The 23300-nt window shown below is 64.4% G+C and carries 22 protein-coding genes and 2 tRNA genes; 21 read left to right on the forward strand and 3 right to left on the reverse strand.

The window, feature by feature from the left end; translation table 11 throughout:
• Positions 1–163 precede the first annotated feature (163 nt).
• The 3 genes from lon to ACVIJ6_RS27935 all read left to right on the forward strand — a co-directional run bounded on the left by lon (position 164) and on the right by ACVIJ6_RS27935 (position 3618).
• Positions 164–2587 carry an endopeptidase La gene (lon, locus tag ACVIJ6_RS27925; RefSeq protein WP_456775345.1) on the forward strand — a complete coding sequence of 808 codons (2424 nt, stop codon included), beginning with the start codon at positions 164–166 and terminating at the stop codon, positions 2585–2587.
• 163 nt (positions 2588–2750) lie between these two features.
• A tRNA-Val gene (locus ACVIJ6_RS27930) sits at positions 2751–2827 on the forward strand.
• Positions 2828–3132: 305 nt separating this feature from the next.
• Positions 3133–3618 carry a Crp/Fnr family transcriptional regulator gene (locus ACVIJ6_RS27935; RefSeq protein ID WP_456775346.1) on the forward strand — a complete coding sequence of 162 codons (486 nt, stop codon included), beginning with the start codon at positions 3133–3135 and terminating at the stop codon, positions 3616–3618.
• Here ACVIJ6_RS27935 and ACVIJ6_RS27940 read toward each other — a convergent pair.
• On the reverse strand, positions 3557–4384 hold the full coding sequence (locus ACVIJ6_RS27940) for a metallophosphoesterase family protein (RefSeq protein WP_456775347.1): 828 nt from the start codon (positions 4382–4384) through the stop codon (positions 3557–3559). The two genes, ACVIJ6_RS27935 and ACVIJ6_RS27940, sit on opposite strands and share 62 nt — an antisense overlap.
• A 178-nt stretch (positions 4385–4562) precedes the next feature.
• On the opposite strand from ACVIJ6_RS27940, the gene ACVIJ6_RS27945 reads away from it, so the two are divergent.
• The gene (locus ACVIJ6_RS27945; protein ID WP_456775348.1) at positions 4563–5141 is read left to right on the forward strand and encodes a hypothetical protein; all 579 of its coding nucleotides are present in this window, start codon (positions 4563–4565) and stop codon (positions 5139–5141) included.
• An 83-nt stretch (positions 5142–5224) separates the two neighbouring features.
• On the forward strand, positions 5225–6082 hold the full coding sequence (locus tag ACVIJ6_RS27950; protein ID WP_456775349.1) for a class I SAM-dependent methyltransferase: 858 nt from the start codon (positions 5225–5227) through the stop codon (positions 6080–6082).
• A gap of 18 nt (positions 6083–6100) precedes the next feature.
• On the opposite strand, the gene pepT is transcribed toward ACVIJ6_RS27950, so the two are convergent.
• Positions 6101–7357 carry a peptidase T gene (pepT, locus tag ACVIJ6_RS27955; protein ID WP_456775350.1) on the reverse strand — a complete coding sequence of 419 codons (1257 nt, stop codon included), beginning with the start codon at positions 7355–7357 and terminating at the stop codon, positions 6101–6103.
• Between the two features lie 535 nt (positions 7358–7892).
• Here pepT and ACVIJ6_RS27960 point away from each other — a divergent pair.
• A tRNA-Asp gene (locus tag ACVIJ6_RS27960) sits at positions 7893–7969 on the forward strand.
• A 193-nt stretch (positions 7970–8162) separates the two neighbouring features.
• Here ACVIJ6_RS27960 and ACVIJ6_RS27965 read toward each other — a convergent pair.
• Entirely contained in the window at positions 8163–8357 is a 195-nt protein-coding gene (locus ACVIJ6_RS27965; RefSeq protein WP_041750805.1) for a hypothetical protein, read from the reverse strand.
• Between the two features lie 641 nt (positions 8358–8998).
• Between ACVIJ6_RS27965 and ACVIJ6_RS27970 the strand changes: the two genes are divergently transcribed.
• The 15 genes from ACVIJ6_RS27970 (at position 8999) to ACVIJ6_RS28040 (ending at position 23278) form a co-directional block, all read left to right on the forward strand.
• The gene (locus ACVIJ6_RS27970) at positions 8999–9364 is read left to right on the forward strand and encodes an NADH-quinone oxidoreductase subunit A (protein WP_008964559.1); all 366 of its coding nucleotides are present in this window, start codon (positions 8999–9001) and stop codon (positions 9362–9364) included.
• Positions 9361–9945, forward strand: coding sequence for a NuoB/complex I 20 kDa subunit family protein (locus ACVIJ6_RS27975; RefSeq protein ID WP_012044588.1), 585 nt, complete (start codon positions 9361–9363; stop codon positions 9943–9945). Before ACVIJ6_RS27970 ends, ACVIJ6_RS27975 begins: the two co-directional genes overlap by 4 nt.
• An 11-nt stretch (positions 9946–9956) precedes the next feature.
• Complete coding sequence (locus ACVIJ6_RS27980) at positions 9957–10562, forward strand: NADH-quinone oxidoreductase subunit C (RefSeq protein ID WP_456775351.1); 606 nt, start codon at positions 9957–9959, stop codon at positions 10560–10562.
• 14 nt (positions 10563–10576) lie between these two features.
• Positions 10577–11773, forward strand: coding sequence for an NADH-quinone oxidoreductase subunit D (locus ACVIJ6_RS27985; protein ID WP_456775352.1), 1197 nt, complete (start codon positions 10577–10579; stop codon positions 11771–11773).
• Positions 11773–12732, forward strand: a complete 960-nt coding sequence (locus ACVIJ6_RS27990; RefSeq protein WP_456775353.1) for an FkbM family methyltransferase — start codon at positions 11773–11775, stop codon at positions 12730–12732. The genes ACVIJ6_RS27985 and ACVIJ6_RS27990 overlap by 1 nt, the downstream gene beginning before the upstream one ends.
• A 14-nt stretch (positions 12733–12746) precedes the next feature.
• On the forward strand, positions 12747–13358 hold the full coding sequence (nuoE, locus tag ACVIJ6_RS27995; RefSeq protein WP_456775354.1) for an NADH-quinone oxidoreductase subunit NuoE: 612 nt from the start codon (positions 12747–12749) through the stop codon (positions 13356–13358).
• Positions 13355–13570, forward strand: a complete 216-nt coding sequence (locus ACVIJ6_RS28000) for a hypothetical protein (protein ID WP_012044583.1) — start codon at positions 13355–13357, stop codon at positions 13568–13570. Before nuoE ends, ACVIJ6_RS28000 begins: the two co-directional genes overlap by 4 nt.
• Positions 13571–13591: 21 nt before the next feature.
• The gene (gene nuoF, locus ACVIJ6_RS28005; protein WP_012044582.1) at positions 13592–14917 is read left to right on the forward strand and encodes an NADH-quinone oxidoreductase subunit NuoF; all 1326 of its coding nucleotides are present in this window, start codon (positions 13592–13594) and stop codon (positions 14915–14917) included.
• 100 nt (positions 14918–15017) lie between these two features.
• Positions 15018–17087, forward strand: a complete 2070-nt coding sequence (gene nuoG, locus ACVIJ6_RS28010) for an NADH-quinone oxidoreductase subunit NuoG (protein WP_456775355.1) — start codon at positions 15018–15020, stop codon at positions 17085–17087.
• Positions 17088–17097: 10 nt separating this feature from the next.
• Positions 17098–18168 (forward strand): NADH-quinone oxidoreductase subunit NuoH, encoded by a 1071-nt coding sequence (gene nuoH, locus ACVIJ6_RS28015; RefSeq protein ID WP_012044580.1) that lies wholly within the window; start codon positions 17098–17100, stop codon positions 18166–18168.
• 7 nt (positions 18169–18175) lie between these two features.
• Entirely contained in the window at positions 18176–18664 is a 489-nt protein-coding gene (gene nuoI, locus ACVIJ6_RS28020) for an NADH-quinone oxidoreductase subunit NuoI (protein WP_012044579.1), read from the forward strand.
• A gap of 9 nt (positions 18665–18673) precedes the next feature.
• Positions 18674–19312, forward strand: a complete 639-nt coding sequence (locus tag ACVIJ6_RS28025; protein WP_012044578.1) for an NADH-quinone oxidoreductase subunit J — start codon at positions 18674–18676, stop codon at positions 19310–19312.
• Positions 19309–19617: an NADH-quinone oxidoreductase subunit NuoK gene (nuoK, locus tag ACVIJ6_RS28030; protein ID WP_284418728.1), complete on the forward strand. Its 309-nt coding sequence runs from the start codon at positions 19309–19311 to the stop codon at positions 19615–19617. The genes ACVIJ6_RS28025 and nuoK overlap by 4 nt, the downstream gene beginning before the upstream one ends.
• 65 nt (positions 19618–19682) lie before the next feature.
• On the forward strand, positions 19683–21773 hold the full coding sequence (nuoL, locus tag ACVIJ6_RS28035) for an NADH-quinone oxidoreductase subunit L (RefSeq protein WP_456775356.1): 2091 nt from the start codon (positions 19683–19685) through the stop codon (positions 21771–21773).
• Entirely contained in the window at positions 21770–23278 is a 1509-nt protein-coding gene (locus ACVIJ6_RS28040) for an NADH-quinone oxidoreductase subunit M (RefSeq protein WP_012044576.1), read from the forward strand. Before nuoL ends, ACVIJ6_RS28040 begins: the two co-directional genes overlap by 4 nt.
• The last annotated feature ends 22 nt before the right edge of the window (positions 23279–23300 follow it).

The raw sequence follows: 23300 nt of genomic DNA on the forward strand, positions 1-23300 counted from the left end.
ATGTGCAGTGGCGACACAAATCTCAATCCCGGGATTCGCCTCACAACGATCCGAATAAGCGGGCGACATGGTGCGCCAGTGAAATCCGGATCAGATCGCACCTTGTGGCGGTTGCGCACGATGGCGGGCTGCGTGCAAGGGGGCAAAACAAAAGGAACAGGCCATGACGACCCCTAAACCCCGGCCGACAATCGTTTACGGCGAGAGCCACGCTTATCCGGTTCTGCCGCTCCGTGACATCGTCGTCTTTCCGCACAACATCGTGCCGCTGTTCGTTGGCCGCGAGAAATCGATCCGCGCCCTCGAAGAGGTGATGAAGAACGACGCGCTGGTGATGCTGGCGACGCAGAAGAATGCGTCCGATGATGATCCGGCTGCGGACGCCATCTATGAAACCGGGACGCTCGCCAGCGTGCTGCAACTCCTGAAGCTGCCCGACGGCACCGTGAAGGTGCTGGTCGAAGGCCTGGAGCGCGCGCGCGTCGAGAAGTACACCGATCGTGCCGACTACTACGAAGCCACGGCTGTCGCGCTCGAGGACACCGATGCGAAGTCTGTCGAGGCGGAAGCCCTCGGGCGCTCCGTCGTGTCGGATTTCGAGAGCTATGTGAAGCTGAACAAGAAGATCTCCGCCGAGGTCGTCGGCGTCGTTCAGTCGATCACCGATTTCGGCAAGCTGGCCGACACGGTTGCCTCGCATCTCGCCGTCAAGATCGCCGATCGCCAGGGCATTCTGGAGACGCTGTCCGTCACCACGCGCCTGGAGAAGGTGCTGGGCCTGATGGAGAGCGAGATCTCGGTGCTGCAGGTCGAGAAGCGCATCCGCTCGCGTGTCAAGCGCCAGATGGAGAAGACCCAGCGCGAGTACTACCTGAATGAGCAGATGAAGGCCATTCAGAAGGAGCTGGGCGACGAGGACGGCCGCGACGAGCTCGCCGATCTGGAAGAGCGCATCAACAAGACCAAGCTCTCCAAGGAAGCGCGCGAGAAGGCTCAGCACGAGTTGAAGAAACTGCGCCAGATGTCGCCGATGTCCGCGGAAGCGACCGTCGTGCGCAACTACCTGGATTGGCTGCTGTCGATCCCGTGGAACAAGAAGTCCAAGGTGAAGAAGGATCTGGAGGCCGCGCAGGCGGTTCTGGATGCGGATCACTATGGTCTGGAGAAGGTCAAGGACCGCATCGTCGAGTATCTGGCGGTGCAGTCGCGCGCCAACAAGCTGACCGGCCCGATCCTGTGCCTGGTCGGACCTCCCGGCGTCGGCAAGACCTCGCTCGGCAAGTCGATCGCGAAGGCCACGGGCCGCGAATTCGTTCGCGTGTCGCTCGGCGGCGTGCGTGACGAGGCCGAGATCCGCGGCCACCGCCGGACCTATATCGGCTCGATGCCCGGCAAGATCATCCAGTCGATGCGCAAGGCCAAGACCTCGAACCCGCTGTTCCTCTTGGACGAGATCGACAAGATGGGCTCGGACTTCCGGGGGGACCCGTCGTCGGCGCTGCTGGAGGTCCTGGACCCCGAGCAGAACACGACGTTCAACGACCACTATCTGGAGGTCGACTACGACCTGTCGAACGTGATGTTCATCACGACCGCGAATACGCTCAATATTCCCGGGCCGCTGATGGACCGCATGGAGATCATCCGTATCGCGGGCTACACCGAGACCGAGAAGGTCGAGATCGCCCGCAAGCATCTGATCCCGTCCGCGCTGTCGAAGCACGGCCTGGATTCGAAGGAATGGTCGATCGACGACGATGCGCTGCTGCTCGTGATCAGGCGCTACACCCGCGAGGCGGGCGTGCGTAACCTGGAGCGTGAGATTTCGACACTGGCCCGCAAGGCCGTGAAGGAGCTCATGATCTCCAAGAAGAAGTCGGTGAAGGTCACCGAGAAGGCCGTCGAGGAATTCTTGGGTGTGCCGAAGTATCGCTTCGGTGAGATCGAGCAGGACGATCAGGTCGGTATCGTCACGGGTCTGGCGTGGACCGATGTCGGCGGCGAGCTGCTGACCATCGAAGGCGTCATGATGCCGGGCAAGGGCAAGATGACGGTGACCGGCAATCTGCGCGACGTCATGAAGGAGTCGATCTCGGCTGCGGCGTCCTACGTCCGCTCGCGGGCGATCATCTATGGCATCGAGCCGCCGATGTTCGACCGCCGCGACATCCACGTCCACGTGCCGGAGGGGGCAACCCCGAAGGACGGTCCGTCAGCGGGCGTCGCGATGGCGACTGCGATCATCTCGGTCATGACGGGCATTCCGATCCGTCACGACGTGGCGATGACCGGTGAGATCACCCTGCGCGGTCGCGTGCTGCCGATCGGCGGCCTGAAGGAGAAGCTGCTGGCGGCGGCCCGCGGCGGCATCAAGACGGTGCTGATCCCCGAGGACAACGCCAAGGATCTCACGGAGATTTCCGATGCGATCAAGGGCGGCATGGAGATCATCCCGGTCTCCCGTCTCGACGACGTCGTCGCCCGGGCCCTGGTCCGCAAGCCGGTGCCGATCGTCTGGGAAGAGGACACCAAGGTGCCCGTGAAGGCCGATGGCGACGAAGCCGCCGGCGGCCTGACCGCCCACTGAGATCCGAACCTATCCAAGGAAACGGCGCCCGAGAGGGCGCCGTTTTCGTTTGTGACGTGCGTTGTTCGGCATCTAGCCCCGGCCGCCGCCGCTTTCCCACCGCCGCCGTGCGGTTCCGGCGTTGATTGCGCGCCGGGCAGGGGGTAAAGAGGCGCAGCGCGACGGGCGGTTAGCTCAGCTGGTTAGAGCATCTCGTTTACACCGAGAGGGTCGGGAGTTCGAATCTCTCACCGCCTACCATGCGCATGCGCTGGATCGTCTTTCCCAGCCATCCGTGCTGCGTCTGCGGCAGACGCAGTTTCTCCAGGCCAATGGCAATCCGCTCTAGAAGCACGTGTGTGCGCCTCGCCGATCGCGCTTCTGCTCGAACAACTGAGCGACCTGTCGCGCAACGTTGCATGGAGGCGTGGGTGGCCAAGCATCCCCTCTCGAGACAGCTCATAATCCATTTCCGCAGCCGCCATGAAGTGCCACAATGATTTTGCGTGGCGACCGGCTGCTTGTCGGTTAGCTTCGCGTTTGGCGAAAACATCGTGGACGAGCCCATGACCGACTTCCTGCGTCACTGCACTGGTGGACATGAGCGCAGCATGGCTGCAGGCACCGAGCTGCTCATGGAGGGCCACAGCACCGGGCACCTCTACATCCTGCTCGATGGCCGGCTGGAGGTGATCAAGGCCGGCGCGACCGTGGCCGTCGTCTCCGAGCCGGGCGCGCTGTTCGGCGAGATGTCGCTCTTGCTGGCGCAGCCGCACACGGCGACCGTGCGGGCCGTGACGGAGTGCCGGATCTACGAGATTCTCGATGCCCAGCGTTTCCTGGCTGAAAATCCGGAGGCGACGCTGTGGATCGCGCGCATGCTGGCGCAGCGCCTCAATGTCGCCAACACCTATCTCGCCGATCTCAAGCGGCAATATGCCGGCCACGGCACGCATCTGTCGATGGTCGGCGAGGTGCTGCAGAGCATGATCAACCTGCCGCCGCAGCAGGTCTCGCCAGGAACGGATCTGGAATCCGATCCACGGCTCTGAGCCACTCCGGCGCCACGGTCACCGGCTGCGCCGGCCGCTGCAGCGGGCTGGCGAGATCGATCCACTCGGCTTGCCCGGCCGCCAGCCAGAACGCCTGCTCGGCGTCGGTGTCGATCACGATGTAAGTCGGAGGCCGTCCAGGCTGCCGCCCGGTGTTGAAGACCCAGGTTTCACCTACGCGATCGAACCACGACCCGTCCTTGATGAAGGGCGACTGGTGAACATGGCCGGAGATCACCATCGCCGGCCGGTGGTGTGCGATGAAGCCTTCGAGCTCGGTGTCACCGAAGAAGCGTTTGCCGCCCCAACTGACCGGCGAGTTGGCCGGCGGGGCGTGGTGCACCCAGATCCAGCGCGCGGCCGGCCGCTCGGCGGCGGCTTCGAGCTGGCGCTGGATCGCCGCCTTCACCAGCGGCCCGTCCCACCATGGGCAGATGGAGAACAGCGTCTCGCCGATCAGGAGGTCGTCGCCATCGGCCGCGATCCCGAGCTCGCGGACCGTCCCGATCCAGGCCGCGATCTTCTCGCCCTCGGCGCTGCGCTCCTCCAGGTCGTGATTGCCGGAGCAGATCATCACGCGTGTCTTGGCCGCCAGCAGCGCGAGATAGGTCTTCACGACCACGATCTGCGCACGGATGTCGACGATCGAGGCGAGGTCGAGCGCGTCGCCGGCGAACACCACTGCATCGAAATGATCGGCCGCAGCCACCAGCCAGTCGAACTGCGGCAGCGCGTAGTGGAGATCGGCGACGACGAGACAGCGCATGGGGCTCCTGACGCTTTGGCTCGAAGCAAGAGCGGGACCAGATTCGGCATCCTGCTATTCCATCTCGACGCTGCAGACGCCAGCGCGGCGGCGTCGAATCGACGGCGTGCCGCTTCCGGTGGTATGATGAGCGGGCTTCGTCTGCCCGCGTCGCCCGGCCAAACCGAGGAGGTCGATCATGCATCGTCAACGCGCGCTTATGACCGTCTGCTTCGTCCGCACCGGCGAGCGCCGCTACGCGGTACGCGCGATGCTGCCCGCCGGCCCCGCGCTCGAAATGAACCCGGCGCCCGGCTTCGATCCCTGGGTGCCGCATGATCTGCAGCATTTCATCGTCGAGAAGCATCTCGAGATCGGTGCTGCCGTGTTCGGGCGGCTGGCCGCGGGCGGCACGGCTGGCACGTTTCACGCCGTGGAACAGCAGGGCGGCGCATCCAGAGAGGCGTCGCGGCAGCGACGCAAGCTTGCGGCGAGAGATCAGCGCCTGATGCCGGAGCAAAGCGAAGACTATGCCCGCTCGGAGCGGGCGACCTATGTGTGCTGGCAGGATTGGCTGGAACATTCCGACGATCCCGCCCTGCGGGCCCGTGGGGCGGAGATGGCGCCGTCGGCGCGCGGCGTGTTCGCACGCATGGCTCCGGCCGAGCGTGCGCTCTACACGCCGGCCCGGCGCGCCGCGGTCCGGCAGGAGTTTGCGCGCTTGAGCCGGCAGTGGGCCGCGCTCGGCGTCGGCGAAAGCCTCACCGAATCCTGGTGAGCGTGCCGCGGGCACGTGACTTGACAGTGATGCCGGCGGCATGCGCGATGGCTCGAAGGATGACATCGAGCGAGGGACGCAGCATGCCATTGCCAGCCGGGGACGAACGCAATGCCGACCAGATCGCCTATTGGAACGGGCCCGGCGGCCAGCGCTGGTCCGATCGCCAGGAGGCGCAGGACATTCTGCTGTCTCCGGTCTCACAGATCCTGATCGCGCGCATCGCGGCCAAGGCGGGCGATCGCGTTCTCGACATCGGCTGCGGCTGTGGCGGCCTGGCGATCGCATTGGCGGGACAGGTGGCCCCGGGGGGCTCCGTGCTCGGGATCGACATCTCCGCACCGATGCTCGCGCAAGCGCGCCAGGTGGCTCCGGCGGGATGTCCGGTGGAGTTCGTGCTGGCCGACGCCACGGTGCATCCGTTCACGCCGGCGAGCTTCGATCTCCTCGTCTCGCGTTTCGGCGTGATGTTCTTCGCCGATCCCGTGGCGTCGTTCGCCAATATGCGCCGGGCGCTGAAGCCGGGCGGCCGGGTCGTGTTCGCCTGCTGGCGGGAGCCGAAGGCCAATCCGTGGATGATCGCGCCGTTGCAGGCGGTGTATCGCCACGTGCCGAAGCTGCCGGAAATGGCGCCCGAGGATCCGGGTCCCTTCGCCTTCGCATCCGAGGCGCGGGTCAGCCGCATTCTGGCCGAGGCTGGGTTCCGCGATGTCGCGCTGGAGCCGCAGGCGCTGTCGCTCGATATTGCGATCGGCAAGGGGCTCGATGCCGCCGTGCAATCGGCCTTCGAGATCGGACCCGCCAGCCGCGCGTTGGAAGGACATTCGCCCGAGACCCGGGAGGCCGCGCGGCGATCGGTCCGCGACCTGCTCGCACAGCATCAGACCGGTGACAGCGTCACATTGCCGGGCTCGATCTGGCTGGTGACGGCGCGCGCCTGACGCGGCGCCGCCCAGCGCTCAGGAGCGCTCTTCCCAGATCATCGCCAGATGCACGATGGTCTGCACCGCCTTCTCCATGTCACGGACGCTGACCCATTCGAGGCGCGAGTGGAAGGCGTGCTCGCCGGCGAAGATGTTGGGGCAGGGCAGCCCCATGAACGACAGCCGCGATCCGTCGGTGCCGCCACGAATCGAGGTCCGCACCGGCGTCAGGCCGGCGCGCCGGATCGCATCCTCGGCATAGGTCACGATCTGCGGATGGAGATCGATGACCTCCTTCATGTTGCGGTATTGCTGCCGGACGTCCATCCGGTAGCTGGAATGCGGATAGTTCGTCATGACGTCGCGCACGATGTCCTCGAGCAGCGCCTCCTTCTGCCGCAAGCCCTGCTCGCTGAAATCGCGGACGATGAAATCGAGCCGGGCCTGCTCCAGCGTGCCGGAGATCGCCACCGGATGCAGGAAGCCTTCCTTGCCTTCGGTGGTCTCGGGCGAGCAGGTGTCCTTGGGCAGGCGGTCCACGATCGCCGAAGCGATCTTGATCGCATGTTCGATCTTGCCTTTGGCAAAGCCCGGATGGGCGCTGACGCCGTTGATGATCACGGTCGCGCCGTCGGCGGAGAAGGTCTCGTCCTCGATATTGCCCGCGGTCTCGCCGTCCATCGTGTAGCCGAAATCGGCGCCGAGCTTCTTCAGGTCGACCCGATCGACGCCGCGGCCGATCTCCTCGTCGGGGGTGAACAGGATCTTGATCGTGCCGTGCTTGATCTGGGGATTGCTGAGCAGAAACTGCGCCGCATCCATGATCTCGGCGATGCCGGCCTTGTTGTCGGCTCCGAGCAGCGTGGTGCCGTCCGATGTGACGATGTCATTGCCGATCTGGTCCTGCAGCGCGGGATGTTCGCCGGGACGGATGACCTGGCTCGGATCGCCCGGCAGCACGATGTCGCCGCCCTGATAGTTGCGGATGATCTGCGGCTTCACGTCGGCGCCGGAGCAGTCGGGCGACGTGTCCATGTGCGAGCAGAAGCAGATCACCGGCACCTGCTTGTCGGTATTGGCCGGGATCGTTGCATAGACATAGCCGTGATCGTCGAGGTGAGCATCGGCGAGCCCCATCGCCTGCAACTCGGCGGCGAGCAGGCGGCCGAGATTCTTCTGCTTCAGGGTCGAGGGACAGGTCGGGGAGGTCGGGTCCGACTGGGTGTCGATCACGACGTAGCGGAGGAACCGTTCCAGGACGGAGTGGGTGAAGCTGAGCGACGTGTCGGACATGAGCACCAGGGAGGGCCGGAGGACTATGATACCGTCATAGCAAAGATATTAGTATATTAGCGTGCGTATACCACATGCCAGATCTGCGCGGCAGCCGCCAATGTGTCACAGCACGTGTGCGGGTCCCGTGTGTCAACCGCGATCTGATATTTTCAGGATCAGAACGGGATCGTCAGCGCCAAGTTCCTCCGCTTCCAACGGCCTTGAGGCGAGATTGAGGAAGCCTGCCTGACCTGGTCATCGTACCGAAGATGATCCCGATTCGAAGACCCCATCCGGTGACTTCCACGTCTGCGTCTCATCGAGGCTGCGGCGCGTCCGCCGTCGTGGCAACCTGATGTTTGGAGCGATGGTCATCTTGGCGTGTCCCGGCCTTGCGTCTTGAAGTTTTGACGCGGACGCAGCGCGGGCAGCGGCGTGGCGGGTCGGGCCTGTTGGGGACTGATCGACGACTTCTCACAAATCCGGTTTCATTGTCCTTGACTTCGAAACATCGCCCCTTTAAGTCGCACTCCTCCGCGGATTTCGCGATCACGCGGGAGTAGCTCAGTTGGTTAGAGCGCCGGCCTGTCACGCCGGAGGTCGCGGGTTCGAGCCCCGTCTCTCGCGCCATTTTGAATGGCTTAGTATCCTCACACATATCGTTGGTTGTTCGTCTCTCCTTCTGGGGGGGGGCGTTAGACCCGTGCCGCCTTGCGCCTGCGGTGTGACCGCGGCGGACCGGTGCTCTGAGGACGTATAACGCGCAAGAAAAAGGCCGCCGAGGCGGCGGCCGGGACATCTCGCACGAGGGAACGGCGGCGGCTCAGCGCACCATCGATGCGGTGGAACTCGTCACGGTGATCGGCTTGCCCGCCTTCACGACGTGAGCGGCCGTCTGGCTGTCGTCGACGGTGCGGGCAGCGATCCCGAAGGCGGTCAAGGCGATCCCGGCGATGAGGGCGACGACGACGACCTTCAGATGGGTCGAACGATCCGCGGAATGGAGCGAGTGGTTCATGTCAGCCTCCCGGCGTCTCACAGCGCCACTTTGTTGCCGAACATGTACCGCCGGTTTGTTTCGATCCGGTTTCGTCGTTTCCTCAAAATGGTTTCATCGGTTGCAATGCTTGCTGCGGCACGCGAGACGAGGCGGACTGTCCTTCGCCGGCGGTTCGCCAGCGCCGCCCGACCGGTGTCTTTGGCTGACGTTGCCCTGGTTGGTGTCCCCGCTGCCTTGGGCCCCTGCAAGCTGCGCACGAACTTGATTCGGCGACCTCGGGTGACCATCTACTCGATAGCGGAAGCGTATCGGCCCATTGCTCATCGCGACTGATCTGCCGCCCGATCGCCGCTTTGCCGTCCGCCCCGAACCATGTCCGGCTTTGCGCACACCGCCGTGCGTGCTCGCGATCGCTGAGCCGATCAGCTTCTGCCGATCGCGCGCCGGACACCGTAATGCTGCGGGTCTGTGATGTGACAGACGCGTGCGCGCTGCGGCGGCCGCCAGCCCCGTGTGTCCGGGTTTCCGCAATGTGGGGAGGGATGGCGGCGTTGAGACGGCTTGTCTTGCGCGGCTTGGTGCGCTGCGCTAAGGCTCAGAACAATTCCAATGCAACGAGTCTGTGGTTTGCACCGAAGCCGCAGAGGAAAGTGGCGCCGATGACCGGCATCCTCCAGAATTATCTCCCCCTCGTCGTGTTCATAGGTGTCGCAGCCATCATCGGGGTGGTGCTGCTGATCGCGCCGTTCCTGGTCGCCTATCAGCAGCCCGATCCGGAGAAGCTTTCCGCGTATGAATGCGGCTTCAACGCGTTCGACGACGCGCGCATGAAGTTCGACGTGCGCTTCTACCTGGTTGCCATCCTTTTCATCATCTTCGACCTCGAAGTCGCCTTCCTGTTCCCCTGGGCAGTGGCATTCGGCAAGCTCGGCGCGGCCGGCTTCTGGTCGATGCTGGTGTTCCTGGCCGTGCTGACGGTCGGGTTTGCCTACGAATGGAAGAAAGGCGCGCTTGAATGGGATTGAGCCCCAACCCGTCCTCGACCGGCCCGGTGATAGCACCGGCCCCGAAGGGCATTCTCGATCCCGCGACCGGCAGGCCGATCGGCGCCAACGACCCGTATTTCCTCGAGGTCAGGCACGAGCTGTCGGACAAGGGATTCTTCGTTGCGACCGCCGACGATCTCATCACCTGGGCCCGCACCGGCTCGCTGATGTGGATGACGTTCGGCCTGGCCTGCTGCGCCGTCGAGATGATGCAGGTCTCGATGCCGCGCTACGACGTCGAGCGGTTCGGCTTCGCGCCGCGCGCCTCGCCGCGCCAGTCCGACGTGATGATCGTCGCCGGCACCCTGACCAACAAGATGGCCCCGGCGCTGCGCAAGGTCTACGACCAGATGCCGGAGCCGCGCTACGTCATCTCGATGGGGTCGTGCGCCAATGGCGGCGGCTACTACCACTATTCCTACTCGGTGGTCCGCGGCTGCGATCGCATCGTTCCCATTGACATCTATGTGCCCGGCTGTCCGCCGACCGCGGAAGCGCTGCTGTACGGTGTTCTGCTGCTGCAGAAGAAGATCCGTCGCACCGGCACCATCGAACGCTGAAGGTTTTCGTTATGGACGATGGCAGGCTCGACGCCCTTGGGCAGACGATCGTGAGCGCGCTTCCGGGCGCGGCGCTCGGTCATTCGGTCGCTTTCAACCAGCTGACGGTCGACATCGAGCCGACCCGAATCGTCGAGGTGGTGAAATATCTGCGCGACGATCCGGCCTGCCGCTTCGTCAACATCACCGACATCACGGCGGTCGACTATCCCGAGCGCGCCAAGCGCTTCGACGTCGTCTACCATTTTCTGTCACCGACCTTGAACGCGCGGATCCGGCTCAAGGGCCAGGCCGACGAGGCGACTCAGGTGCCGTCGCTGATCGACGTGTTTCCGGGGGCGGACTGGTTCGAGCGCGAGGCGTACGATCTCTACGGCGTGATCTTCGTCGGTCATCCCGACATGCGCCGGCTCCTCACCGACTACGGCTTCGACGGCCATCCGCTGCGCAAGGACTTCCCGACCACCGGCTTCGTCGAGGTGCGCTACGACGACCAGGAGAAGCGGGTGATCTACGAGCCGGTCAGGCTCAACCAGGAATTCCGCAAGTTCGACTTCCTCTCGCCCTGGGAGGGCGCGGACTATCCGCTGCCGGGCGACGAGAAAGCGACCAAGTGAGTGGGAGCGCGAGCATGAACGAGCAGAGCCCCGCACTTCGCAATTTCACGATCAACTTTGGTCCGCAGCATCCGGCGGCGCACGGCGTGCTGCGTCTCGTGCTTGAACTGGACGGCGAGGTGGTCGAGCGGGTCGATCCGCATATCGGCCTCTTGCATCGCGGCACCGAGAAGCTGATCGAGACCAAGACCTATCTGCAGGCAATGCCCTATTTCGATCGGCTCGACTATGTCGCGCCGATGAACCAGGAGCATGCGTTCTGCCTTGCGGCCGAGCGGCTGCTCGGCATCGAGGTGCCGCGCCGCGGCCAGCTGATCCGTGTGCTGTATTCCGAGATCGGTCGGCTGCTGTCGCATCTGCTCAACGTCACCACGCAGGCCATGGACGTCGGCGCGCTGACCCCGCCGCTGTGGGGCTTCGAGGAGCGCGAGAAGCTGATGGTGTTCTATGAGCGCGCCTCCGGCTCGCGCATGCACGCCAACTACTTCCGCATCGGCGGCGTCCACCAGGACCTGCCGCCGAAGCTGATCGACGACATCGAGGCGTTCTGCGATCCGTTCCTCAAGGTGGTCGACGATCTCGACCAGTTGCTCACCGGCAACCGCATCTTCAAGCAGCGCAATGTCGACATCGGCGTCGTCACCCTGAAGCAGGCCTGGGAGTGGGGCTTCTCGGGCGTGATGGTGCGCGGCTCGGGTGCGGCCTGGGACCTGCGCAAGTCGCAGCCTTATGATGTCTACGCCGAGATGGAGTTCGACGTTCCCATCGGCAAGAATGGCGACTGCTACGACCGCTATCTGATCCGCATGGAAGAGATGCGCCAGTCGGTTCGCATCATGAAGCAGTGCATCCAGAAGCTGCGGGCGCCGGACGGGCAGGGGCCGGTCGTGGTCACCGACAACAAGATCGCGCCGCCGCGCCGTGGCGAGATGAAGCGCTCGATGGAAGCGCTGATCCACCACTTCAAGCTCTATACCGAGGGCGTGCACGTGCCGGCCGGCGAGATCTACGCCGCCGTGGAGGCGCCGAAGGGTGAGTTTGGCGTCTACCTGGTGTCCGACGGCTCCAACAAGCCTTACAAGTGCAAGATCCGGGCGCCGGGCTTCGCCCATCTGCAGGCGATGGACTTCCTGTGCCGTGGGCACCTGCTCGCCGACGTCTCGGCCATTCTCGGCTCGCTCGACATCGTGTTCGGAGAGGTGGACCGCTGATGGGCCATGCGCCGATCCAGTTCGATCGTGCTTCCGGGGCGCTCGAAGGGGCGAATCTCTGGGAGCGCACGGCTGCCTTGGCGCTGGTCACCGGATCTAAGATCTCGTCGCATTTCTCGCATCGCGGCTATAATCGCTGCGCCAATCTGCTGCGGTTGGCGCTGGCGGAGCGCAACATCGCGGTCAAGCTCAACCCGGACGCCGTGTTCGAGTTTCCCTATGGCGACGGCTATTGGAGCAAGCTGCTTAACCGCTCCTACCACTACGAAGACGAGCTCGAGCTGCTCTTTCTCGGCACCGCCGATGTCGACTACACGTTCGTCGATGGCGGCGCCAATTACGGCTATTGGTCGGTGCTGGTCTCCAGCGCGTCCTATGGCGCTCACAAGGCGATCGCGATCGAGCCGTCCTCGGCCAACTTCGCCAAGCTCGCCAACAATGCCAGGATCAATGCCGGCCGCTTCGAGGTGATGAAGTGCGCCATCGGCGAACGCCGTGGCACGGCCTATCTGACCGGCACCAAGCACGAGGCCTTCAGCATCGCCGGCGGCAGCACGGGCGGCGAGCAGGTGCCGGTGATGGCGCTGGACGACCTCATCGATGAGGGTAAGGTCGCGGCCTCCGGCAAGTACCTGATCAAGCTTGATGTCGAGGGCGTCGAGATCGAGGCCATCAAGGGCGGCGCCCGGCTGCTGTCGACCGACAGCATGATCCTGTGCGAGGAGCACGGCCAGGACCGCAATCATACGGTCTCCCGCTATATCCTCGAGCAGACGCCGATGCAGCTGATGGTCTATGACCCGCAGAGCCGGCGTTTCGAGACGGTGACCGAGCTGTCGATCCTCGACCGCATCAAGGTGTCCGCGCACGTCGGCTATAACGTGTTCGGAACTGCAAGTGCCTTCTGGCAGAATCGCGTCGCAGCGCTCAATGCAAGTGCCGCGCGCCGCATGCAATGAAAGACTAGAGAGCCATGTCCGTCCGCCGTCTTGCCCCGAAGGAAGTCCAACCCGCGAGCTTTGCGTTCACGGAGGAAAACCTCGCCTTCGCCAAGGCTCAGATCGCCAAATATCCGGAAGGTCGCCAGGCCTCGGCGGTCATCGCGATCCTGTGGCGCGCCCAGGAGCAGAATGAGGGCTGGGTGTCGGAAGCCGCGATCCGGGTCGTCGCCGACATGCTCGGCATGCCCTATATCCGCGTGCTCGAGGTCGCGACCTTCTACACGATGTTCCAGCTGCAGCCGGTGGGCAAGAAGGCGCACGTCCAGGTCTGCGGCACCACGCCGTGCCGGCTGCGTGGTGCCGAGGAGCTGATCGAGGTCTGCAAGCATCGCATCCATCACGATCCCTTCCACCTGTCGAAGGATGGCGATTTCAGCTGGGAAGAGGTCGAGTGCCTGGGCGCCTGCGTGAATGCGCCGATGGTGCAGGTGTGGAAGGATACCTATGAGGACCTGACGCCGGAGAGCTTCGGCAAGGTGCTCGACGGCTTCGCGACCGGCAACCTGCCGACGCCGGGTCCGCAGAACGGCCGCCAGTTCTCGGCGCCCGCCGGCGGTCCGACCACGCTGAAGGCAAAGACATGAGCCGCCATCGCATCCGCGTTGCGGCCCTGACCCGAGAGGGCGCCGCGATGAAGAACTGGCGCTACGTGGCGCTGCATACGCTTGCTGCCGCCGCTTTCATTTTCGTGCTGCAGCGTTTCGCGCTCAACGCGACGCTGGAGTCCAGTCTGCTGTGGGCCTTGGTGTTCGGCGGCTGTGCCGCCTTCATCGCCACCATGCAGTCGAACCGCTGAATTCGAGGAAGCCGTCTGATCATGCTCGAGGACAAGGACCGCATCTTCACCAACCTTTACGGCCTGCATGATTGGGGCCTCGAAGGCGCGCGCCGGCGCGGCAGCTGGGATGGCACCAAGGGTCTCATCGACAAGGGCCGCGACTGGATCATCAACGAGATGAAGGCATCTGGCCTGCGCGGCCGCGGCGGCGCCGGCTTCCCGACCGGCCTGAAATGGTCGTTCATGCCGAAGGAATCGACCGACGGGCGGCCGAGCTATCTCGTCGTCAATGCTGACGAGTCCGAGCCCGGCACCTGCAAGGATCGCGAGATCATGCGGCACGATCCGCATCATCTCGTCGAGGGCTGTCTGCTCGCCAGCTTCGCGATGAACGCACATGCCTGCTACATCTATGTGCGCGGCGAATTCATCCGTGAGCGCGAGCGGCTGCAGGCTGCGATCGACCAAGCCTATGAAGCCAATTTGATCGGCAAGAACAACATCCATGGCTGGCCGTTCGATCTCTACGTCGCCCATGGCGCCGGCGCCTATATTTGCGGCGAGGAGACGGCGCTGCTCGAAAGCCTCGAGGGCAAGAAGGGCCAGCCGCGGCTGAAGCCGCCGTTCCCGGCGAATGTCGGCCTCTATGGCTGCCCGACCACCGTCAACAACGTCGAATCGATCGCCGTGGCGCCGACCATCCTGCGCCGGGGCGCGTCGTGGTTCGCCGGCATCGGCCGTCCGAACAATGTCGGCACGAAACTGTTCTGCATCTCCGGTCACGTCGAGCGGCCCTGCAACGTCGAAGAGGCGATGGGTATCCCGTTCCGCGAGCTGATCGAGAAGCATTGCGGCGGCATCCGCGGCGGCTGGGACAATCTCAAGGCGGTCATCCCCGGCGGTTCGTCGGTGCGCATGGTGCCGGCCGAGCAGATCATCGATACGCCGATGGATTTCGACAGCCTGTCCAAGCTGCGCTCCGGCCTCGGCACCGCGGCCGTGATCGTGATGGACAAGTCGACGGATTTGATCCGGGCGATCGCGCGCATCTCGTATTTCTACAAGCATGAGAGCTGCGGCCAGTGCACGCCGTGCCGCGAAGGCACTGGCTGGATGTGGCGCGTGCTGACCCGCATGGCCGAAGGCCGCGCGCATAAGCGCGAGATCGACATGCTGCTGGAGGTCACCAAGCAGATCGAGGGACACACGATCTGCGCGCTCGGCGACGCCGCGGCCTGGCCGATCCAGGGCCTGATCACGCATTTCCGTCACGAGATCGAAGCGCGCATCGACCAGTATTCGCACAAGGCCGATGTCGACGACGTCGGCGTGCGCGATCCCGCGCATATGGTCGCGGCGGAGTAGGGGATGGCGGTCCTGTCCGCCAGCAAGATTTTCCTCCGCGTTGGCGCCCTGAAGGAGCGCAGCGGCGCGGTGGTCCGTGGTTTGAGAGAGATGTGAGGCAATGACCAAGATCATCATCGATGGCAAAGAGATCGATGTGCCGCCGGAGTACACGCTGCTGCAGGCGTGCGAGGCGGCGGGCGCCGAGATTCCGCGCTTCTGCTATCATGAGCGGCTGTCGATCGCCGGCAACTGCCGGATGTGCCTCGTCGAGGTGAAGGGCGGACCGAAGCCGGTCGCGAGCTGCGCCTGGGGCGTGCGCGATTGCCGTCCCGGTCCGAAGGGCGAGCCGCCGGAGATCTCGACGCGGTCGCCGATGGTCAAGAAGGCACGCGAAGGCGTGATGGAATTCCTTCTGATCAACCATCCGCTGGACTGCCCGATCTGCGACCAGGGCGGCGAGTGCGACCTGCAGGACCAGGCGATGGGCTATGGTGTCGACACCAGCCGCTACGCCGAGAACAAGCGCGCCGTCGAGGACAAGTATCTCGGCGCGCTGGTCAAGACCTCGATGACCCGCTGCATCCAGTGCACGCGCTGCGTCCGCTTCTCGGCGGAAGTTTGCGGCGTGCCGGAGATGGGGGCGATCGGTCGCGGCGAGGACATGGAGATCACGACCTATCTCGAGCAGGCGCTGAGCTCGGAGCTGCAGGGCAATCTGGTCGACATTTGCCCCGTGGGCGCGCTGACCTCGAAGCCCTACGCCTTTGCCGCGCGCCCCTGGGAGCTCGGCAAGACGCAGTCGATCGACGTCATGGACGGCGTCGGCTCGGCGATCCGGGTCGACACCCGCGGCCGCGAGGTGATGCGCATCCTGCCGCGCATCAACGACGCCGTGAACGAGGAGTGGATCTCGGACAAGACCCGTCACGTCGTCGACGGTCTGCGCACACAGCGGCTCGACCGTCCTTATGTGCGCGAGGATGGCAAGCTGCGGGCCGCGACCTGGCCGGAGGCGTTCAAGGCCATCGCCGCCAAGCTGTCGCGCATCGACGGCAAGCGCATCGGCGCGATCGCCGGCGATCTCGCCGCGGTCGAGGAGATGTTCGCGCTCAAGGATCTGCTCGCCAAGCTCGGCTCGACCAACGTTGTGGTGCAGGGCGGTGACAGCTTCGACGCCAAGCTCGGCCGCGCGTCCTATCTGTTCAATCCGACCATCGCCGGCATCGAGCAGGCCGACGCGATCCTGATCGTCGGCGCCAATCCGCGCAAGGAAGCGGCGGTGCTCAACGCCCGCATCCGCAAGCGCTGGCGCTCGGGTCAGCTCAAGGTCGGTCTGGTCGGCCCCAAGGCCGATCTCACCTACGCCTATGAACATATCGGCGCAGGCACGGACTCGCTCAGCGACGTCGCCGCCGGCAAGCACTCCTTCGCGACCACGTTCCGCAACGCCAAGAACCCGATCGTGCTGGTCGGCGCCGGTGCCGCCGCCCGCCATGATGGCGGGGCGATCCTGTCGCTCGCCGCCAAGATCGCGATGGACGTCAACGCGGTCCGTGACGACTGGAACGGCTTTGCCGTGCTGCACGACACCGCCTCGCGGGTCGGCGCGCTCGACATCGGCTTCAACGGCACCGGCCTGACCGGCGCCCAGATGACCACCTTCGGCACCATGGATGTGATGTTCCTGCTCGGCGCCGACGAGGTCGAGGTGCCCGAGGGCGTGTTTACCGTCTATATCGGCACCCATGGCGACCGCGGCGCGCATCGCGCCGACGTCATCCTGCCGGGCGCGGCCTACACCGAGAAGTCCGGTCTCTACGTCAACACCGAGGGCCGGGTGCAGGTCACAGGGCGGGCCTCGTTCCCGCCGGGCGAGGCGCGCGAGGATTGGGCGATCATCCGCGCTTTGTCCGATGTGCTTGGCCGCAAGCTCGGCTATGACTCGCTGGCGGCGCTGCGCGCCGAGATCGTCAAGGTCGCGCCGCATCTCGGCCGGATCGACCAGATCGAGGCCGGCAAGATCGCCGACATCAAGACCCTGGCGGGCAAAGGCGGCAGCCTGGAGAAGGCGCCGTTCAAGCCCCTGATCGAAGACTTCTATCTCACCAACCCGATCGCACGCGCATCGGCGGTCATGGCGGAATGCTCCCGCCTGGCCTCCGGGCAGATGCTGACGGCAGCGGAGTGAGCGTGACCTGATGGCTGATTTCTTTGCGAGCTCATTCTGGACCGGCTTCCTCTGGCCGCTGATCGTCATGATCGCGCAGAGCGTGCTGCTCCTCGTCGTCCTCCTGGTCGCGATCGCCTACATCCTGCTGGCTGACCGCAAGATCTGGGCTGCGGTGCAGATCCGCCGGGGACCCAACGTGGTCGGGCCCTGGGGCCTGTTCCAGTCCTTCGCCGACCTGCTGAAGTTCGTGCTCAAGGAGCCGATCATCCCGGCGGGCGCCAACAAGGGCGTGTTCCTGCTGGCGCCGCTGGTGTCCTGCGTGCTGGCGCTGGCGGCCTGGGCTGTCATCCCGACCAATCTCGGCTGGGCGATCGCCGACATCAATGTCGGCATCCTCTTCATCTTCGCGATCTCGTCGCTGTCGATCTACGGCATCATCATGGCCGGCTGGTCGTCGAACTCGAAATACCCGTTCCTGGCAGCGTTGCGCTCGGCGGCGCAGATGGTGTCCTACGAGGTCTCGATCGGCTTCGTCATCATTACCGTGCTGCTCTGCGCCGGCACCCTGAACCTGTCGGCGGTGGTCGAGGCGCAGCATGCCCGCGGTCTCGCCAGCCTGATCGGCCTGCCGCAGCTGACGATCCTGAACTGGTACGTCTGGCCGCTGTTCCCGATGTTCGTGGTGTTCTACGTCTCGGCCCTGGCCGAGACCAACCGTCCGCCCTTCGACCTCGTGGAAGCGGAATCGGAACTCGTCGCCGGCTTCATGGTGGAATACGGCTCGACACCATATCTGCTGTTCATGCTCGGCGAATATGTCGCCATCACCACGATGTGCGCGCTGGCGACGATCCTGTTCCTCGGCGGCTGGCTGCCGCCGATCGACCTGCCGCCGTTCAACTGGGTGCCCGGCGTCATCTGGTTCGCACTCAAGCTGTTCTTCATGTTCTTCCTGATCGCGATGGCGAAAGCGATCGTGCCGCGCTACCGCTACGACCAGTTGATGCGACTCGGTTGGAAAGTGTTCCTGCCGCTGTCGCTGGTCATGGTGGTGATCGTCGCGGGCGTGCTGCACTTCGCCGGCATCGCGCCGAAATGAGGCTGTCATGAACATTTCCGCCACTGCACGGTCGCTGCTGCTGTCCGAGTTCGTCTCCGCGTTCTTCCTCGCGATGCGCTACTTCTTCCAGCCGAAGCCGACCCTGAACTATCCGTTCGAGAAGGGCCCGATCTCGCCGCGCTTCCGCGGCGAGCATGCGCTGCGCCGCTATCCCAACGGCGAGGAGCGCTGCATCGCCTGCAAGCTGTGCGAGGCCGTCTGCCCGGCGCAGGCGATCACGATCGAGGCCGGTCCGCGCCGCAATGACGGCACCCGCCGCACGGTGCGCTACGACATCGACATGGTGAAATGCATCTATTGCGGCCTGTGCCAGGAAGCCTGCCCGGTCGACGCCATCGTCGAGGGACCGAACTTCGAGTTCGCGACCGAGACACGCGAGGAGCTGTATTATGACAAGGCCAAGCTGCTCGCGAATGGCGACCGCTGGGAGCGCGAGATCTCCAAAGCCATCGCGCTCGACGCGCCGTACCGCTGAGGCCGTCCGATGATCCTTCCTGCGCTCTTCTTCTATCTGTTCGCGGCGGTCTGCGTGGCCTCGGCCGTGATGGTGATCGTCTCCAAGAACCCCGTTCACTCGGTGCTCTATCTGATCCTCGCTTTCGTCAACGCCTCCGGCCTGTTCGTGCTGATGGGCGCCGAATTCCTGGCGATGATCCTGGTCGTGGTCTATGTCGGCGCGGTCGCGGTGCTGTTCCTGTTCGTGATCATGATGCTCGACGTCGACTTCACCGAGCTGCGCGAGGGCTTCCTGCAATATATGCCGATCGGCCTTGTCATCGGCGGCATCTTCCTGTTCGAGCTGCTGCTGACGGTGTCCTACTGGGTCATCAACCCGACGACGCCGAAGGCGATCACGGCAGCGATCCCGACCAACGTCACCAACACCGAGGCGCTCGGCCTCGTGCTCTATACGAAGTACATTCATTACTTCCAGCTGTCGGGCATGATCCTGCTGGTGGCGATGATCGGCGCCATCGTGCTGACGCTCCGCCACAAGGTCAGCGTCAAGCGCCAGGACATCAACGTCCAGAACGCCCGCACGCCGGAGATGGCGATGGCGGTGCGCAAGGTCGCGGTCGGACAGGGGCTGCAGGATACGGACGCCGCGGAGTGGGTGAAATGACCATCGGACTGGGACACTATCTGGCCGTGGCGGCCATGCTGTTCACGCTCGGCATCCTCGGCATCTTCCTGAACCGCAAGAACATCATCGTCATCCTGATGTCGATCGAGCTGATCCTGCTCGCGGTCAACATCAACCTGGTGGCGTTCTCGACCTTCCTCGGCGACATCGTCGGCCAGGTGTTCGCGCTCTTGGTGCTGACGGTGGCCGCGGCGGAAGCCGCGATCGGTCTTGCCGTGCTGGTGGTCTACTTCCGCAACCGCGGCTCGATCGCGGTCGAAGACGTCAATCTGATGAAGGGCTAAGGGCGCATGATCCTGATGAATGGGGGCCGGTTCGCCGGCAAGGTCATGCGTAAAGGAACGGGCGAATGATCCAGGCCATTGTCTTTCTGCCGCTGCTGGGCGCGATCCTGGCCGGCCTGATCGCGCTGTTCGGGGCGCATGCACGCCATCCGAGCGGCGACGAGATCGAGCATCATGATCATGGCCACCATGGTGCTGCCGACGCCCATGCCCATGCGCATGACGATCATGGCCATGACGATCACGGTCATGGCGGTCACAACGACCATCACGTCGCCGAGCCGCCGGCCGCCGGCACCTGGGCCGCGCAGGCGATCACGACCGCGCTGCTGTTCGTGTCGGCCGGGCTGTCCTGGGCGATGCTCGTGAGCGTCGGCTTCTTGCACCACGAGGCCGGGGTGAAGGAGCTGCTGCCCTGGATCAATTCGGGCGAGCTGCAGGTCTCCTGGGCGCTGCGCGTCGATACGCTGACCGCCGTGATGCTGGTCGTTGTGACCAGCGTGTCCTCGCTCGTCCACCTCTATTCGATCGGCTACATGGACGAGGATCCGAACCGTCCGCGCTTCTTCGCCTATCTCTCGCTGTTCACCTTCGCGATGCTGATGCTGGTGACCGCGAACAACCTCGTGCAGCTGTTCTTCGGCTGGGAGGGCGTCGGTCTGGCGAGTTACCTGCTGATCGGCTTCTGGTTCCAGAAGCCCTCGGCCAATGCCGCCGCGATCAAGGCCTTCGTCGTCAACCGCGTCGGCGATTTCGGTTTTGCGCTCGGCATCTTCGCCGTGTTCCTGCTGGCGAAGTCGACCGATTTCGAGACGATCTTCGCCGCCGCGCCGAGCTTTGCCGGCAAGACCATCAACTTCCTCGGCTGGCATGCCGATGCGCTGACGCTCACCTGCCTGTTGCTGTTCATGGGCGCGATGGGCAAGTCGGCGCAGTTCCTGCTGCACACCTGGCTGCCGGACGCGATGGAAGGTCCGACCCCGGTGTCGGCGCTGATCCACGCCGCGACCATGGTGACCGCCGGCGTGTTCATGGTGGCGCGCCTGTCGCCGCTGTTCGAGCTGGCGCCGAACGCTCAGGCCGTGGTGATGTTCTTCGGTGCCACCACCGCGTTCTTCGCCGCCACCGTCGGCCTGGTGCAGAACGACATCAAGCGAATCGTCGCCTACTCGACCTGCTCGCAGCTCGGCTACATGTTCGTCGCGATGGGGGCAGGAGCCTACTCGGTCGGCATGTTCCATCTGTTCACGCACGCCTTCTTCAAGGCGCTGCTGTTCTTAGGGTCAGGCTCGGTCATCTACGCGATGCATCACGAGCAGGACATCCGCAACATGGGCGGTCTGTGGAAGAAGATCCCGTATACGTTTGCGGTGATGACGATCGGCACCCTGGCGCTGACGGGTTTCCCGGGCTTTGCCGGTTTCTTTTCCAAGGACGCGATCATCGAGGCCGCCTATGCCTCGCATAATCCGTTCGCGACCTACGCCTACTTCCTCACCATCGTCGCCGCCGGCCTGACCTCGTTCTACTCCTGGCGTCTGGTGTTCAAGACCTTCTTCGGCACGCCGCATGACCAGCATCATTACGAGGCTGCGCATGAGAGCCCGATCTGGATGCTGATCCCGATCGGCGTGCTCGCGGCGGGCTCCATCCTGGCGGGCTTCCCGTTCAAGGGCCTGTTCGCCGATCCGCACGGCGTCGAGCACTTCTTCGGCGAGTCGCTGAAGATGAACCCGCACATCCTGGAGGACATGGAGCACATGCCGTTCTGGCTGGGCCAGCTGCCCTTCATCATGATGGTGCTCGGCTTTGCGGTGTCCTACTTCTTCTATGTCAGTCGTCCGGATATTCCGGAGGAGCTGGCCGCGCAGCAGCCGCTGCTCTACAGGTTCCTGCTCAACAAATGGTACTTCGACGAGCTGTATGACTTCATCTTCGTCCGTCCGGCGAAGTGGCTCGGCCGCTTCCTCTGGAAGAAGGGCGATGGTTTCGTCATCGACGGGTTCGGACCTGACGGCGTCTCGGCGCGGGTGCTCGACGTCACGCGCAACGTCGTCAAGATCCAGACCGGTTATCTCTATCACTACGCCTTTGCCATGCTGATCGGCGTCGCCGGCCTGATCACCTGGTTCATGTTCATGGGGGGCCAGCAATGACCACCTGGCCAATTCTCTCTGTCGTCACCTTCCTGCCGATCGTTGGTGCGCTGCTGATCTACCTGGTGCGCGGCGACGACGAGGCCGCCCGGCGCAATGCGCGCTGGATCGCGCTGTGGACCACGCTGATCACCTTCGCGGTGTCGGTGCTCCTGGTGCTGCGCTTCGATCCCAACCAGACCGACTTCCAGTTCGTCGAGAAGTCGAACTGGCTGGCGGCCGGGATCAGCTATCACATGGGCGTCGACGGCATCTCGCTGCCGTTCGTGATCCTGACCACCGCCTTGATGCCGTTCTGCATCGTGGCGAGCTGGAAATCGGTCACCAATCGCCTGCGCGAATACATGATGGCGTTCCTGATCCTGGAAACGCTGATGGTCGGCACCTTCTCCGCGCTCGACCTCGTGCTGTTCTATCTGTTCTTCGAGGGCGGCCTGATCCCGATGTTCCTGATCATCGGCGTCTGGGGCGGTCCGCGCCGGGTCTACGCGTCCTTCAAGTTCTTCCTCTACACGCTGCTCGGCTCGGTGCTGATGCTGCTCGCCATCATGGCGCTGTATTGGAACGCCGGTACGACCGACATCCCGACCCTGATGCATACGGCTGTGCCGCGGTCGTTGCAGACCTGGGCGTGGCTGGCCTTCTTCGCCTCCTTTGCGGTGAAGATGCCGATGTGGCCGGTTCACACCTGGCTGCCGGACGCCCACGTCGAGGCGCCCACCGCGGGCTCGGTGATCCTGGCCGCGATCCTCTTGAAGATGGGCGGCTACGGCTTCCTGCGCTTCTCGCTGCCGATGTTCCCGCTGGCGTCGCACGATTTCGCGCCGCTGGTGTGGACGCTCTCGGCGATCGCGATCATCTACACCTCGCTGGTCGCGCTGATGCAGGAGGATATCAAGAAGCTGATCGCCTACTCGTCGGTGGCGCATATGGGCTTCGTGACCATGGGCATCTTCGCCGGCACCATGCAGGGCGTCGCCGGCGGCGTGTTCCAGATGATCTCCCACGGCATCGTCTCGGGCGCGCTGTTCCTCTGCGTCGGGGTCGTCTACGACCGCATGCACACCCGCGAGATCGCGGCCTATGGCGGCCTCGTCAACCGGATGCCGATCTACGCGCTGGTGTTCATGGTGTTCACCATGGCCAATGTCGGTCTGCCCGGCACCTCCGGCTTCGTCGGCGAGTTCATGACCCTGCTCGGCACGTTCAAAGTGTCGATCCCGACCGCCTTCTTCGCGACCTTCGGTGTCATCCTGTCGGCGGGCTATGCGCTGTGGCTGTACCGCAAGGTGGTGTTCGGTGCGCTGACCAAGCCGTCGCTCGCCAGCATCAAGGATCTCACCTTGCGCGAGGGCGTGATCCTGTTTCCGCTGGTGGCGCTGACCATCCTGTTCGGCGTCTATCCGAAGCCGATCCTCGACATGTCGGCGGCCTCGGTGCAGCAGCTCGTCAACAACTACAATACCGCCGTGACGGCCGTGAAGGCCGCCGCGCTGCTCCAATGATGAGACCCTAGGGGGTCGGGAC

It is taken from the genome of Bradyrhizobium sp. USDA 4369, assembly GCF_054056435.1.